This is a genomic window from Micromonospora fulviviridis, from assembly GCF_014648395.1.
Classification (GTDB): domain Bacteria; phylum Actinomycetota; class Actinomycetes; order Mycobacteriales; family Micromonosporaceae; genus Micromonospora; species Micromonospora fulviviridis.
The window spans coordinates 360,227-373,938 of the sequence record NZ_BMRA01000004.1 but is presented as its reverse complement, the minus strand read 5'-3'; the positions used below and the strand labels follow the sequence as shown (position 1 = coordinate 373,938).

General features: G+C 74.9%; 11 protein-coding genes. 4 read left to right on the top strand and 7 right to left on the bottom strand.

The window, feature by feature from the left end; genetic code table 11:
- Positions 1 to 64 precede the first annotated feature (64 nt).
- Positions 65 to 1,279 (top strand): MFS transporter, encoded by a 1,215-nt coding sequence (locus IEY96_RS13135; RefSeq protein ID WP_189195090.1) that lies wholly within the window; start codon positions 65 to 67, stop codon positions 1,277 to 1,279.
- Between the two features lie 57 nt (positions 1,280 to 1,336).
- Here the strand turns inward: IEY96_RS13135 and IEY96_RS13130 are convergent, their stop codons facing one another.
- Entirely contained in the window at positions 1,337 to 1,573 is a 237-nt protein-coding gene (locus IEY96_RS13130; RefSeq protein ID WP_091320164.1) for a hypothetical protein, read from the bottom strand.
- A 133-nt stretch (positions 1,574 to 1,706) separates the two neighbouring features.
- Between IEY96_RS13130 and IEY96_RS13125 the strand changes: the two genes are divergently transcribed.
- The gene (locus IEY96_RS13125) at positions 1,707 to 5,189 is read left to right on the top strand and encodes an ATP-binding protein (protein ID WP_308429911.1); all 3,483 of its coding nucleotides are present in this window, start codon (positions 1,707 to 1,709) and stop codon (positions 5,187 to 5,189) included.
- Between the two features lie 2 nt (positions 5,190 to 5,191).
- Here the strand turns inward: IEY96_RS13125 and IEY96_RS13120 are convergent, their stop codons facing one another.
- Positions 5,192 to 5,884 carry a lysophospholipid acyltransferase family protein gene (locus IEY96_RS13120; RefSeq protein ID WP_189195089.1) on the bottom strand — a complete coding sequence of 231 codons (693 nt, stop codon included), beginning with the start codon at positions 5,882 to 5,884 and terminating at the stop codon, positions 5,192 to 5,194.
- A gap of 206 nt (positions 5,885 to 6,090) precedes the next feature.
- On the opposite strand from IEY96_RS13120, the gene IEY96_RS13115 reads away from it, so the two are divergent.
- Both IEY96_RS13115 and IEY96_RS13110 read left to right on the top strand, forming a co-directional pair.
- Positions 6,091 to 6,945: a DUF308 domain-containing protein gene (locus IEY96_RS13115; protein WP_189195088.1), complete on the top strand. Its 855-nt coding sequence runs from the start codon at positions 6,091 to 6,093 to the stop codon at positions 6,943 to 6,945.
- Positions 6,946 to 7,117: 172 nt separating this feature from the next.
- Positions 7,118 to 8,536, top strand: coding sequence for an alpha,alpha-trehalose-phosphate synthase (UDP-forming) (locus tag IEY96_RS13110; RefSeq protein ID WP_189195087.1), 1,419 nt, complete (start codon positions 7,118 to 7,120; stop codon positions 8,534 to 8,536).
- Positions 8,537 to 8,545: 9 nt separating this feature from the next.
- Here the strand turns inward: IEY96_RS13110 and IEY96_RS13105 are convergent, their stop codons facing one another.
- The 5 genes from IEY96_RS13105 to IEY96_RS13085 all read right to left on the bottom strand — a co-directional run bounded on the left by IEY96_RS13105 (position 8,546) and on the right by IEY96_RS13085 (position 13,685).
- Positions 8,546 to 9,367, bottom strand: coding sequence for an alpha/beta hydrolase (locus IEY96_RS13105; RefSeq protein ID WP_189195086.1), 822 nt, complete (start codon positions 9,365 to 9,367; stop codon positions 8,546 to 8,548).
- A complete protein-coding gene (locus IEY96_RS13100) occupies positions 9,367 to 10,770 on the bottom strand; it encodes a flavin-containing monooxygenase (RefSeq protein ID WP_189195085.1) in 1,404 nt (467 codons plus the stop codon). Before IEY96_RS13100 ends, IEY96_RS13105 begins: the two co-directional genes overlap by 1 nt.
- A gap of 471 nt (positions 10,771 to 11,241) precedes the next feature.
- Complete coding sequence (locus tag IEY96_RS13095) at positions 11,242 to 11,943, bottom strand: endonuclease/exonuclease/phosphatase family protein (protein WP_189195084.1); 702 nt, start codon at positions 11,941 to 11,943, stop codon at positions 11,242 to 11,244.
- Position 11,944: 1 nt separating this feature from the next.
- On the bottom strand, positions 11,945 to 12,892 hold the full coding sequence (locus tag IEY96_RS13090; RefSeq protein ID WP_189195083.1) for an ROK family glucokinase: 948 nt from the start codon (positions 12,890 to 12,892) through the stop codon (positions 11,945 to 11,947).
- Between the two features lie 73 nt (positions 12,893 to 12,965).
- The gene (locus IEY96_RS13085) at positions 12,966 to 13,685 is read right to left on the bottom strand and encodes a hypothetical protein (protein WP_189195082.1); all 720 of its coding nucleotides are present in this window, start codon (positions 13,683 to 13,685) and stop codon (positions 12,966 to 12,968) included.
- Between the last annotated feature and the right edge of the window lie 27 nt (positions 13,686 to 13,712).

The following is a 13,712-nucleotide window of genomic DNA, read 5'->3' as shown; positions in this document are numbered from 1 at the left end:
TGTCCGGTACGCCCCCGCGCGGGGCCCCACCGGACAGATCTGCCGGAGCGAGGAGTTGACGGGCATGTCACTGATCCGCGGCAATATCGCCTTTCGTCGTTACTGGTCGGCGCGCCTCGTGTCGTACGCCGGCGACCAGCTCGCCCGTACCGCGCTGCTGATCGCGGCGTACGACGCGTACGGGGGAACGGCCGTCGCCCTGCTGCTGCTGGCCACCACCGCGCCGCGACTGCTCGGGCCCCTGCTCGGCGCCCTCGCCGACCGGTTCGACCAGCGCCGGCTCATCGTCTGCTGCGACGTCGCCCAGGCCCTGCTCTACCTGGCCGTGGCGCTGGTCATGCCGCCGCTGCCGGTGCTGCTCGCCGCCGTCACGGCCGCGACCGTGGCGGCCACCGCCTTCACCCCGGCCGGCCGCAGCCTGCTGCCCCGGCTCGTCGAGCCCGACCGGCTGCCGGCGGCCAACGCGCAGCTCGCGGTCGGCATGAACATCGGCTTCGCGGCCGGTCCCGCCATCGGCGGCCTGCTCCTGGCCACGGTCGGGCTGACCGCGACGCTGCTCGTCGACGCGGCCACCTTCGTCCTGTCCGCGCTGCTGATCGGCGGGGTGCGCCCGCTGTCCGCACCGGCGGCGTCCCGGACCGAGCCGTTCCGCCAGGTGCTCGGCGCCGGGCTGCGGGTCGTCCGCGGCAGCGGTGTGGTCCGCGCGGTCTCGATCGGGTTCCTCGTGCTGGTGACGTTCGCGGCCCTGGACAACCTCGCGGTGGTGCCCCTGGCCCGGAGCGAACTCGCGGCCACCGAGGTGATGATCGGCCTGCTCGGCACCGCGTACGGCGTCGGCATGGTGGCCGGGCCGGCGCTGCTCACCCGCACCGGCCGTCGCACCAGGATGGACCTGGTGCTGTACGCGGCCCTGCTCGCACTCGGCGTGGGGACGCTGGCCACCGGCGTGGGCCCGGCGATCGGGATCGCCCTGCTCGGGCAGGCCCTGGCCGGGGCGGGGGCCGGCTGGCACCACGTGGCGGCGGACACCCTGATCCAGCAGAACGTGCCGGCCGAACGGCTGGGCGTGGTCTTCGGGACGGTCTACATGTTCCCGTACGCGGCCGAGGTGCTGGCCTACCTCACCGGGGCCTCGCTGCTCGGGGCGATCGGGCCCCGCTGGCTGCTGGTCGTCTCCGGGGTCGGCATCCTGGCCACGCTGGCGCTGGTCGTACCGCTGCTCTCCCGCGCCCTCGGCGCCGGCGCGCGGCGGCGGCCCGCCGTCGCGGCGGTCGCCTGAGCCGCACGGTGGAGGGTCGATGGGGCCGGCGGGACTACCGCCGGCCCCACCGTGCGGTCACTTCTCGGTGGTGTCGGCCGGCGGCGAGCTCGGGCCGGGACCGATCTTCTGCGGGTCGGTCTCCTTGGTCGTGGTGGTCGTCGTGGTCTTGGTCGACTCAGCGCCCACGGGCTGCTCTACCATGCCTTTTTCCTCCAGTTCGGCGAGAGTGACGGCGTCGACGTCGACCGTGTCGCCCGAGGCCCACACCGTCCCTCGTGGATCGGTCCAGGAGGCGGCCAGTCGGACGTGCACGGCACTCTCCCTGTCGACGGAACTTCCTGGTACGGAAGACTAGACCCGGCCGATCGGCCTTGACGTCCCGCCGACCCGTCGGGTACCCGACTGCCGGTCCGCGCGGGACGATGGGGACCTCACGCGTACGGAGCTGGACATCGACCTCACCTGTGGACACTGCTCCCGGACCGCCGGCCCGGACGACCGCTTCTGCGGTGGTTGCGGCCGGCCCCTCGCGGCGACCTGTCCGGGCTGCGGTCACGCCAACAACGCCGAGGCGAACTTCTGCACCAACTGCGGGCAGCCGTTGCGCGACCACGCCGTCGCGGTGCAGGAGGACCGCCGACAGGTCAGCGTGCTCTTCATCGACATCGTGGACTTCACCACGTACGCCGAGCGGGCCGACCCGGAACAGGCCCGCGGGCTCCAGCAGGCGTACTTCGCCACGGTCCGTCGGCTGGTGCACCAGTACGGCGGCGTGGTGGAGAAGTACATCGGCGACGCCGTGATGGCGCTGTTCGGGGCGCCGGTGGCGACGGACAACGACGCGCTGCGCTGCGTACGGGCGGGGCTCGAGCTGCAACGGAGCCTGGCCCGGCAGCCGACCGGCCCGCACCCGCCGCTCGGCTTCCGGGTCGGCATCGCCACCGGTGAGGCCCTGGTCGACCTCGCCGCCGCCCGCGACGGCGGCCAGGCGTTCGTCACCGGCGACGTGGTCAACACCGCGTCCCGGTTGCAGGGGCTGGCCCCCGCCGGGGGCGTGGTGGTCGACGAGAGCACCTGGGCGGCCACCCGGCACGAGATGGAGTACGACGACCAGCCACCCGTCACGCTGCGGGGGCGGTCGGCGGTGAGCCGTATCTGGCTGGCCGTCCGCGCCCGGCCCCGCCGCGACGGGCACACCGCCGAGCTGGCCCCGATGGTCGACCGGGACCACGAGCGGGGCCTGCTGGTCAGCGCGCTGCACCGCACCGTCACCGAACGCACCTCCCAGCTGCTGACCGTCTTCGGCCCGGCCGGGGTGGGCAAGAGCCGGCTGCTGCGCGAGCTGGCCCGGCACGCGGCGAACCTGCCCGGCGCTCGCGTGACCTGGCTGATCGGCCAGTGCCCGCCGTTCGGGGAGAACGTCACCTACGCCGCCCTGGCCGACATCGTCCGCAGCTGGCTCGGGCTGCCCGACTCCGACGACCCGGCCGCCATGCGGGAGCGGCTGCGGGACCGGCTGGGCCGGCTGGCCGACCCGCACGCGGTGCGGTTGGCCGAGGCGCTGGGCCCCCTGGTCGGCGTGCCCGGTGAGCGGCTCACCTCCGCCGAGACCGAGGCGGCCTGGCGGCGGTTCCTGCTCACGCTGGCCGCGACCGGTCCCACGGTGCTCGTCTTCGAGGACATGCACTGGGCGGACGAGACGATGCTCTCCTTCGTGGAGCAGCTCGGCGCGGCCGCCCGCAACGTGCCGCTGCTGGTGATCGCGACCGCCCGCCCGGAGCTCCGCGAGCGGCACCCGGCGTGGACGGGCACGATCAGCGGCGCCATGTCCATCTCGGTGCCGCCCATGCACGACGGGGACATCGACACCCTCTACTCGCTGCTGCTCGGCCACGCCACCCTGCCGGCGGAGGCCCGCGGGCCGCTGATCGAGTTCGCCGACGGCAATCCGCTGTACGCGCAGGAGTACGCGCGGATGCTGCTCGACGGCGGGTTCGTCGAGCAGAAGACGGCCCTCCCGCCGCTGGATCCGGCCGGTGGGACGGGGATGCCGCGAACCGTCCAGGCGGTCATCGCCAACCGGCTGGACCTGCTCGATCCGGCCGACCGGGCGGTGCTCCAGGCGGCCTCGGTGGTGGGCGTGCAGTTCTGGGCGGCGCCCGTGGCCCTGGCCCTGGGCCGGCCGGCCGAGTGGGTGGAGCGGGCGCTGCACCGCCTCCAGCGCCGCGACCTCGTCTACGAGCTGCCCGCCTCGACCATGCCGGGCCAGCCCGAGTACCGGTTCCGGCACATCCTGGTGCGGGACGTCTGCTACCAGCGGCTGCCCCGGGCGGAACGGGTCACCCGGCACCAGCGCACGGCCGACTGGCTGGAGCAGCTCGCCGACGGCCGGCAGCACGACCTGGCCGAGGTGCTGGCCAACCACCGGTGGGCGGCGCACGAGATCGCCCGCACGGTCGGCCTCGACCCGTCCCCGTACGCCTGGGCCACCCGCAACGCGCTGCACCGGGCCGCCCGCCGGGCGTACGCGCTGCACGCGCTGGACACCGCGGCCACGCTGGTCGGCCGCGCGCTGGCGGTGGACTGCGGACCGGACCCCTCCCTGGACCTGTTCCAGGCGGAGCTGGCGTTCTACCGGGACCGCGACGGGTTCCTGGTGGGCGGGGGCACGGAGACCCTCACCTCGCTGGCCGACCGGCTGGCGGGGGCGGGCGACCTGCCGGGCGCGGCGAAGGCGTGGCGGCTGCTGGCCACCGCGGCGTGGGCCCGCGCCGACCGGTCGGAGACGCTGCGCTGCCTGGACCGGGCGATCCGGCTGCACGCCGGGCTGCCGGACAGCGAGGACAAGGTCGGCGCGCTGTTGGAGCTGGCCCGGACGCACATGCTCGACGCGGAGGCCGAGCCCGCCTGCGCCGCCGCGCGGGCCGCCGCCGAACTGGCCGAGCGGCTGGAGCTTCGGGAGGCGCGGGCGAACGCCCGGATCACCCTGGCCGTGGCGCGTTACCAGGCCGGCGTCGAGGAGGCGTACGCCGAGCTTGCCGAGGTGACCGAGGAGTGCCGGGTGGAGCGGCTGACCAGCCGCCGGCGCGCGGTGCACAACCTGGCCTGGGCGTTGCAGGAGGAGGGCGATCTGACCGGCTCGGCCCGCCTGGTCGACGAGCAGAGCTCGCTGGACCTGGCCGGCGAGCACGGCCTGACGGTCAGCTTCGCCGACCAGTGGACCCGGTCGTACTACAGCGGGGACTGGACGGCGGCGTTGCGGATGGCCGAGGGGTCGACCCGACGCCCGACCGACGAGTGGGACCTGCACATCGTGGCGGTCTCCGGCTGGATCCGGGCGCTCGGCGACGCGCCGCCCGACGGCGGCACGGAGGGCGACGGCGCCGACCTGGTGGACCAGGCGCTGGTCGCCGCCCGGCGCAGCGGCTTCCACCGGGTGCTGCGGTCCACCGTGGCGCACGCCGCGTTGTGCCGGGCGGTGCAGGGCCGCCGGGACGAGGCGATGGCGCTGCTCGCCGAACTCGACGCCGACTGGCGGCGGACCCGGATGATCCCGTTCGCGGAGTGGGTGCCGGCGGTCGGGCACGTGGCGGGGGTGCTCGGTGGTGAAGCGGCGGTCCTGGTCCGCGACCTGCTGGCCCGCGCCCCACGGACGACGCGCTGGGCGCGGGCGGCCGGCCGGTCCGCCGACGCGGCGCTGGCCCGGCGGGACGGCGACGTCCGGCGGGCGGCCAGCCTGTTCAGCGCGGCGGCGGCGAGCTACGCCGAGATGACCGACGTCACCGATCACGTCATCGCGTCCGCCCTCGCGGTGGGGCCGCTGACCGAGGCGGATCCGGCGGCCGCGGCGGAGACGCTCGCCCGGGTACGCGCCTTCGCCGATCGGCACGCCGCCGGCGGCCTGCTCCGGATCGCCGGGGCCGACTGACGTCAGGCGGGAACAGGCTCCCGGGGCTGGGCCTTCGCCTTCTGCGCGTACATGTCCACGTACTCGCGGCCGGACAGTTCCATCAGCTCGTACATGATCTCGTCGGTGACGGCGCGCTCGACGAACCGGTCGCCGGACATCCCGGCGTAGCGGGAGAAGTCGAGCGGGGCGCCGAAGCGGATCCGCACCCGGCCGAGGTTGGGGACGATCTGCCCGGTGGGCTGGATCGCGTCGGAGTTGAGCATGGCCATCGGCACCACCGGGGCGCCGCTCTCCAGGGCGAGCCGGGCCACGCCGGTCTTGCCCCGGTAGAGCCGGCCGTCCGGCGAGCGGGTGCCCTCCGGGTAGATCCCCGCGATGCCGCCGGAGCGCAGCACCCTGAGCTGGGTGTCCAGGGCGGCGCGGGCGGCCCGGCCGCCGGAGCGGTCGACCGGGATGGTGCCGGAGCCGACGAAGAACATCTTGGTCAGCCAGCCCTTGAGACCCTTACCGGTGAAATATTCGGCTTTCGCGATGAATGTTACTTTTCGCTTGACGATCAACGGAGTGAAGATCGAGTCCGAGAAGGAGAGGTGGTTGCTGGCCAGGATCACCGGGCCGGCCTCCGGGACGTTCTCCAGCCCCTCGACCTGCGGGCGGAAGATCAACCTCAGCAGCGGGCCGAGGATGATGTACTTCAGCAGCCAGTACAGCACCGGGGTCCTTCCAGGCGGGAGCGGTGACGGGCCGGTCGCCGGGGTGCGGCGGTGGCCGCCGGGACCGCGCCCGGGGCGCCGTCGGCGAGCGGGACTGTCGGGGAAGAGCGTACGAACAGGGAGCGGCACGCCACAACGCACTCCCGGAACCGGGTCCCGACGTGTCAGGATTCAGGGCACGACGGGTGCGGCGAAGGGGGTGTCCGGTGTCAGGGGGCGGGCCCCGCCGGGGACGGCGGGACAACGGGCTCGACGCGGCCGAGTACGCGGTCGCGGGCGACGTCGATCCGCGCGTCGGGGAGCACCTGCTCGACGTGCTCGCCGCCGGCGGCATCGCCGCCTACCTCCAGCCCTCGGCCGACCTCAACCCGGTGACCCGCACCACCACCGTCCCGTCCCGGCCGATCGACCGGCTCTACGTCGACCGCTCCCACCTGACCACCGCCCGGGACTACCTCACCCAGCTCAGCGACGAGGGGGGCCGCGAGCCGGCCCGCGACGACGAGCCGGACATCGAGGCCGAGTGGGCCAGGATCGTCGCCGGTTTCCACACCGCGCCGAGCGCCGGGAGCCACCCCTGGCCGGCCGCCGAGGACGTCGACGAGCCGGTGGACCCGGTCGACCCGGCCACTCCGGGCGGCGGCGCTCCGGGCCGCGCCGAGGAGACCGCCGGCCCGACCGCCACCGACGTGCGGCGGCTGCCCTACGCGGCGGACGTCTCCGGCATCTCGCTGAGCCGGGGGCGGCAGGACGAGCCCTCGCTCCTGGACGGCCTGGACACCTTCGGCGCCGACCTGCCCGGCGACGGGGACGAGGAGCACTACACCCCGCCACCGCCGCCCCCGTTGCCGCGCTTCTCGAAGTACGCGGTGGTCGGCGTGCTCTGCATCGTGCTCGGCTTCCTGCTCTTCCTCTCCCCCACCCTGCTGTCGACGGTCGACCCGTCGGTGGTGACCCTGCTGGGCTTCACCGGCATCCTGGCCGGCTTCGTGATGCTGATCTGGCGGCTGCGCCCCGGCGACTCCGACGAGCACGACCCGGACGACGGCGCGGTCGTCTGACCGCGCGCGCCGGTGGCCCGGATGGCGGGACACCGCCCGGTACGGGCCGCTCATGTAACAGAGGTGTAACTTACTGTCAGTAGGAATACCGCTGTACGTCACTTCCCGCACCGGCTGTCCGGGTAGGGCCCCTCCTCCGGTGGTCGGTCCTCTGCTGATCGGAATGCCCGAGATGCGACCGAGTCCCCTCGTGGTGGTGGCCAACCGCCTCCCCATCGACGACAGTGTGGCGCCGGACGGCGCCTTCGAATGGCGCCGCAGCCCCGGCGGCCTGATGAACGCCCTGCACCCCCTGCTCCGGCACACTCCCGCGACCTGGGTGGGCTGGGCCGGCGGCACCGGCCCGGCCCCGGACCTGCCCGACGTGGACGGGGTCCGGTTGCACGCCGTCCCGCTCAGCGGCGAGGACTTCCGCGACCACTACGAGGGCTTCGCCAATGCCACCCTCTGGCCGCTCTACCACGACGCCGTCGAGCAGCCCGAATACCACCGGCGCTGGTGGGAGGCGTACCAGCGGGTCAACCAGCGGTTCGCCGAGGCCGCCGCCGAGGTGGCCGAGCCCGGCGGGCTGGTCTGGGTGCAGGACTACCACCTCCAGCTCGTGCCGGGGCTGCTCCGGGAGCTGCGCCCCGACCTGCGGATCGGCTTCTTCCTGCACGTGCCGTTCCCGCCGCCCGAGCTGTTCATGCAGCTCCCGCGCCGGGCCGAACTGCTGCGCGGGATGCTCGGCGCCGACCTGATCGGCTTCCAGCGGGCCCAGGCCGCGCACAACTTCGCCCAGCTCGTCACGAAGGTGCTCGACCTGCCCGCCACCGACCGGCGGATCGGCGTCGGCGACCGGGTGGTCCGGATCGGCGCCTTCCCGGTCTCCATCGACACCGCCGAGATGGCCGCGCTCGCCGCCCGGCCCGACGTCGCCGACCGCGCCCGGCGGCTGCGCCAGGACCTCGGCGACCCGGAGCGCGTCATCCTCAGCGTCGACCGGATGGACTACACCAAGGGCATCGAACAGCGGTTCAAGGCCTACCGGGAGCTGCTGGCCAGCGGAGACGTCAAGGTCCGCGACACCGTGCTGGTCCAGGTGGTGGTGCCCAGCCGCGACCGGGTGGCCCAGTACCAGATCCTCCGGGACCGGGTGGAGCACCAGGTCGGCCGGATCAACGGCGAGTTCGGCCGGGTCGGCGAGCCGGCGATCCACTACCTCAGCCAGCCCTTCGACCGCACCGAGCTGGTCGCCCTCTACCGGGTCGCCGACGTGATGGCGGTGACCCCGCTGCGGGACGGGATGAACCTGGTGGCCAAGGAGTACGTGGCCGCCCGGGTCGACGGCTCCGGCGCGCTCCTGCTCAGCGAGTTCGCCGGGGCGGCCGCCGAGCTGGCCCAGGCGTACCTGGTCAACCCGCACGACCTCGACGGGCTCAAGGCGGCGCTGCTGGCCGCGCTGCGGGCCGCGCCGGAGGACGTGGCCGCCCGGATGCGGGCGATGCGCGAGCACCTGGGCCGCAACGACATCCACGCCTGGGCGGGGTCCTACCTGAGCGCGCTGGAGGAGACCACGTCCCTGCCCGGCCGGCGCACCGCGAGCGGCTGACGCCGGCGCTCACCCGTGGGCGGGAGTCGGGTCCTTGTCCAGCCAGTCGAGGATCGCGTCGATCGGCTCCCGCCAGCGGGCGTCGAGCATCAGGTCGTGGCCCATGCCGGGGAAGAGCAGCGGGGCCGAGGCGTAGCGGCGTGCCGCCCGGGTCAGCGCCGCCGCCGGCACCACCCGGTCGTCGGGGCTGCCCAGCACCAGCACGGGCGGTCGACCCACCGCCGGCTCCGGCTGCCGCCCGGTGAGCAGCTGCCACTGCGCCCGGCGGCCGGCCCGGCCCAGCCGGGAGACGTACCGGCGGGCCTCGGCGTCGGGCAGTTCCCGGCTGAACAGCTGCCGGCGGTTCAGCCGCAGGCCGGCGCCGAACACCGCGGGCAGGGTGCCGGCGGGGTTGCGGCGCAGCGCCGTGCCGAAGGTGCCCCAGCCGCCGAGCACCGGCGCCACCAGCACCGCCGCCCGGGCCGGGTAGCGGGCCAGGGCGTGCGCGACCACCCGGGCGCCGGCGCCGTGCCCCACGAGCACCGTCTGCCGGGGCAGGCCCGCCGCCGCCTGGACCACGTCATGGGTGTACGACCGCAGCGTCGCCCCCGGCGCCGGCTCGCTGCCGCCGTGCCCGCGCAGGCTCAGCGCGTACGCCGGGAAGCCACGCCCGGCGGCGTGCCCCAGCCAGTGCTCGGCGAACGCCCACGCCCCGTGCCCGAACCCGGGCACGAACAGCAGCGGTGGCTTCGCCTGGTCCAGCTCGGGCACCGCGGCGAGCACCTCGCGGCGGGCCGGCCGTTCCGGCCGGGCCCACTCCCACCCCCGCACCACCCGCACCCGCTCCGCCATCACTTGCCCTCCAGGTCGTGGAGCGCCCGCTGGAGCGCGCGCAGGTAGTCGGCGTGCCCCACCTCGAACCAGTGCCGGGTACTGTCCTTGACCTTCGCCGAGTACCGCTCGCCGAGGCCGGCGGCGACCCGGCGGCCGAACGCGGCGGCCCGGTCCGGGTGGGTGGTGCGCAGGGTGAGCAGCCGGGCGAAGAGCACGCTCTGCCAGTGCGAGATGGGGAAGATGCCGGAGTCCGGCTGCACCAGGCCGACCACGGCCAGGGTGGGGTGGCCGGCGGTGAACGCGTTGAGCCAGAGCCGGGGCCGGCCCGAGCCGTCCGCGTCGCCCAGCACCTTGCCCTCGAGGAACTCGAAGCGCGGCAGGTAGCCGGTGGCGAAGACGACCAGCTCGGGGTCGATCTCGCGGCCGTCGGTCAGTTCGACGGTGCGGTCACCGAACCGCGCGATGTCCGGCACCGGAGTGATTTCCCCGTGGCCGACGTAGTAGACGAGCTGGCTGTTGGCGATCGGGTGCGTCTCGTAGACCCGGTGGTCGGGCCGGGGCAGGCCGAACCGGGTCAGGTCGCCGACGGTCAGCCGCAGCGTCCAGTGGTAGAGCCACTGCCGCACCCGCAGTGGCACCCGCAGCGCGAGCAGGGTGTCGTTGACCTGGTCGGCGGGGCGGCCGAAGACGTACTTCGGGGCGTACCAGTAGCCGCGGCGGGTGGCGTGCCAGCAGCGGGACGCCTGCTGGGCCGCCTCGACCGCGATGTCGCAGCCGGTGTTGCCGGCCCCGACCACCAGCACCCGCTTGCCGCGCAGCTGGGCCGGGTCCTTGTAGGACGAGGCGTGCATGACCTCGCCGCGGAACTGCTCCAGCCCCTCGTAGCGGGGCAGCTTCGGCGACCAGTTGTGCCCGTTGGCCAGCACCACGGCCGCGTAACGGGAGGTGCGCTCCGGGCCGTAGCCGCCGGTGCTGCGGGTGGTGACGTCCCAGCGGTCCCCCTCGACCGACTCCACCCGGACCACCTCGGTGCCGAACCAGACGTGCTGGCGCAGGTCGAAGTGGTCGGCGTAGCGCTCGAAGTAGGACAGCAGCTGGGCGTGGTGCGGGTAGTCGGGCCAGTCGTCCGGCATCGGGAAGTCGGGGAACTGGGTGAACGGCCGGGACGAGATGAGGTGCGTGCTGGCGTACACCGGGCTGCGGTCGTGCCGCCAGTTCCACGCCCCGCCGACGCCGGTCTCCCGCTCGTAGCAGTCCACGCCGAAGCCGGCCTCGCGGAGGTTCTTCACGGCGGTGAGGCCGCTGGCCCCGGCGCCGATGACGCAGACGGTGTCGCCGCGGTCGGAGACCGGGCGGCCGTCCCGGGTCGGGGCGACCGTCGGGTCCGGGTCGGGGCGGCCGAGGTCGGTGGAGGAGGACACCGGGAATCTCCTTTTGTGCGGCACGAGTGCCGGGTCGGTGCGAAATCCTGCCGACAATGCCCGCCGTTGTCCAGCCACCCGAGGGCCGGGGTGTTGCGGCGACCGGACTCGGTGGCGCTGAGTGACGAACACCTTGGTCACTCAGCGTGTCGTAGGGCCGCTGCTCCCCCACCGGCCGCTGAGCCGCTTTGCTCTGCAGCCATCGGCGCACCACCCTGCTGAGCTGCGGTCCGGCGTTCGCCGTCGGACCCCGGCTCCGGCGGCATGATCACGCAAGGTAACCGATGCGCATTTGGCTGCAGAGCAAAGGCTGGGCGGCGGGTGGAGGCCTGACGGCGGAGATGTCACCGTCCGTCACACCGCTACTGCTCGTGTCCCGCGACGCCCGCAGGGTGGCGCGGGACGGCGCGGGGCCGGCGCTGGACGGCGCGGGCGGCGCGGGCAGGTGGCCGGTGCGATGAGGCGGGGGCGTCAGTCGCCGGCGGGCAGCAACAGGTCCACCAGGACCGGGAAGTGGTCGCTGGCCTGCCGCGTCCGCGGGGTGTCCACCACGTCGTAGTCGACGACCGTGACGCGCGGGTCCACGAAGAGGGCGTCGATGCGCCGGCGGGGGTTCGCGCAGGAGTAGGTGTGCCGGTCGGCCCGGTCCATCGCGACCGCCGCGTCGGTCAGTCCCTCCGCGACGGTTCGCCACGCCGGCCCGTCCGGCCCCTCGTTGAGGTCGGCGCCGGCCACCACGGGCAGCGTCGCGGCGGCCAGTTCCCGCTTGAACGCCGCCGCCTGGGCCGGCCGCTCCGCCGGATCGGTGGAGAGGTGGGAGCCGGCCAGCAGGAACCGGGCGCCACCCACGAGGCACTCGGCGTACGCGGCGCCGCGCAGGTGCCGCCCCGGGGTCAACGGGTAGCGCTGGCAGCGGGTGGCCGTCACCCGGACGCGCAGGCTGGTCAGCAGCACGTTGCCCAGCGACGGCAGGCCGCCGGCCGCGACGACCAGCCCGAACGAGTCGGCCAGCGTGGCGCACTTCTGCCGCCACCGGAACCGCCGCGGCCCCTCCTGGACGATCACCACGTCCGGCTCGGCCGCCCGGACGACCTCGGCCAGCGCGGCGGTGTCGTCCCGCTGGCTGTGGATGTTGTAGGACACCACCCGCAGCGGCACGCCTGCTGCCGGCACGTCAGATCCGCCGGGCCAGGTCGGCCGCGCCGATGACACCGGCGGTGTTGCCCAGCTCGGCCGGGCGCACCTCGGCGACGGGCAGGCGGCTGCGCTGGGCCAGCGCGTCGGTGAACGACCGGCGGGTCGGGCCGAGCAGCAGGTCGCCGGCGTCGATCACACCACCGCCGACCACCAGCACCTGCGGGTCGAGGATCTGCGCCATGTCCGCGAGGCTGGTGCCGAGCCAGCGGCCGACCTGGGCGAACGCCTCGGCGGAGACCGGGTCGCCGCCCTTCGCGGCGGCGGTCACCATCGGCCCGGAGATGCCCTCGGCCTCGCCACCGGCCAGTTCCAGCAGGGCGGTGGCCCGGTGCGGCTCCTGGCGGGCCGCGGCGCGGGCGAAGCGGACCAGGGCGCTGCCGCTGGCGTACTGCTCGATGCAGCCCAGCCGGCCGCAGCCGCACTGGTGGCCGTCCGGCACGGTGAGCATGTGCCCCAGCTCGGCCGCGATGCCGTTGGCCCCGCGGACCAGCTCGCCGCCGAGCACGATGCCGCCGCCCACGCCGGTGCCGATCGTGAACATCACCATCGAGTCGTCGGCGTCCCGGGCCGCGCCGTAGCGGAACTCCGCCCAGGCCGCGACGTTGCCGTCGTTCTCCACGATCACGGGCAGGCCGGTGGCGTTGCTGACGTACTCGCGCAGCGGCTCGTCCCGCCAGGCCAGGTTGGGGGCGAAGAGCACGGTGGAGCGGGAGGCGTCGATCCAGCCGGCCGCGCCGATGCCGACCGCGTCGACGGTCCGGCCGGTGGCCAGCTCGCTGACCAGCTCGATGATGACGTCGCGAGTCTTGGCCACGTCGTCGGCGGGGGTGTCCCGTCGGGCCTGCACGAGAACCTTGCCGGTGTCGTCCACGACACCGCCGGCCACCTTCGTGCCACCGACGTCGACTCCGATGGTCAGCGTCACCGCTGCCACTCCCCTCTGCTGTGCTGCCCGGCCCCGGCCGAACCGGCCGTGCGGTCCCGGGATGTCCGGTGGGTCAGGCCCCGTCGCCTGGTGCGTCCTCGCCCACCTCGCCGGACGCCCGCGAGGCGGGCACCACGGGCCGGCCGGCCGGCGGCCGGCTCGGCGCCGGCACGTCCGGCCCGGCGGCATCGGCGGGCGGCTCCGACGACTCCGGCTCGGCGAGGCTGACGCCACGCCGCGACCTGGAGCCGTCGACGGCACCCGCATCGGCCGCGCCCTCCCCCCGGGTGGCGGCGGACCACACGTCCTGCTCGGGTGCCGGCTGAGAATCATGCCCGGTACGGGTCGCCTCGCGCCACACGTGGTCCCCCGCCGCGGTCCCGGCGGTCGCCCCGCCGGGCCCGCCGGCCGCCGTCGGGCCGGCGGGGTCGGCCGGGGCGAAGGCCCGCAGCAGGCTGGCCACCCCGGCGGCCAGGTCGCCGGCGCCGGTGGCGAGCCGCTCGGCGAATTCGGGACTCGGGTCGCGCAACGCGGCGATACCCCGACAGACCGGGCAGACGCAGCATTCCGGCGATCCGGTGGCGAAGCCCGCGCCGCCGCCGGACGGGGCGGACGACCCGTCGCCCGCGCCCGTGCCGCCCGGGCTGTGACCGAGGACACTCGACAGGATCCCACCGAGCGGACCCCAGGGACCGGCTCCGGGCGTGGCGGCCGCCAGCTTCGCGGTGGCCAGCAGCATGGCGACGAGGCGCTCGGCCTCTTCCCGGGCCGAACCCGGATCAGTGGTGCCCATGGTTCGGCTCCTCCAGCGTGACAACCG

Bases quoted from the DNA above. Each gene is read 5' to 3' on its own strand.
- IEY96_RS13135 (WP_189195090.1), top strand. From the start codon at position 65: ATGTCACTGATCCGCGGCAATATCGCCTTTCGTCGTTACTGGTCGGCG.
- IEY96_RS13110 (WP_189195087.1), top strand. From the start codon at position 7,118: ATGCGACCGAGTCCCCTCGTGGTGGTGGCCAACCGCCTCCCCATCGAC.
- IEY96_RS13105 (WP_189195086.1), bottom strand. From the start codon at position 9,367: ATGGCGGAGCGGGTGCGGGTGGTGCGGGGGTGGGAGTGGGCCCGGCCG.
- IEY96_RS13085 (WP_189195082.1), bottom strand. From the start codon at position 13,685: ATGGGCACCACTGATCCGGGTTCGGCCCGGGAAGAGGCCGAGCGCCTC.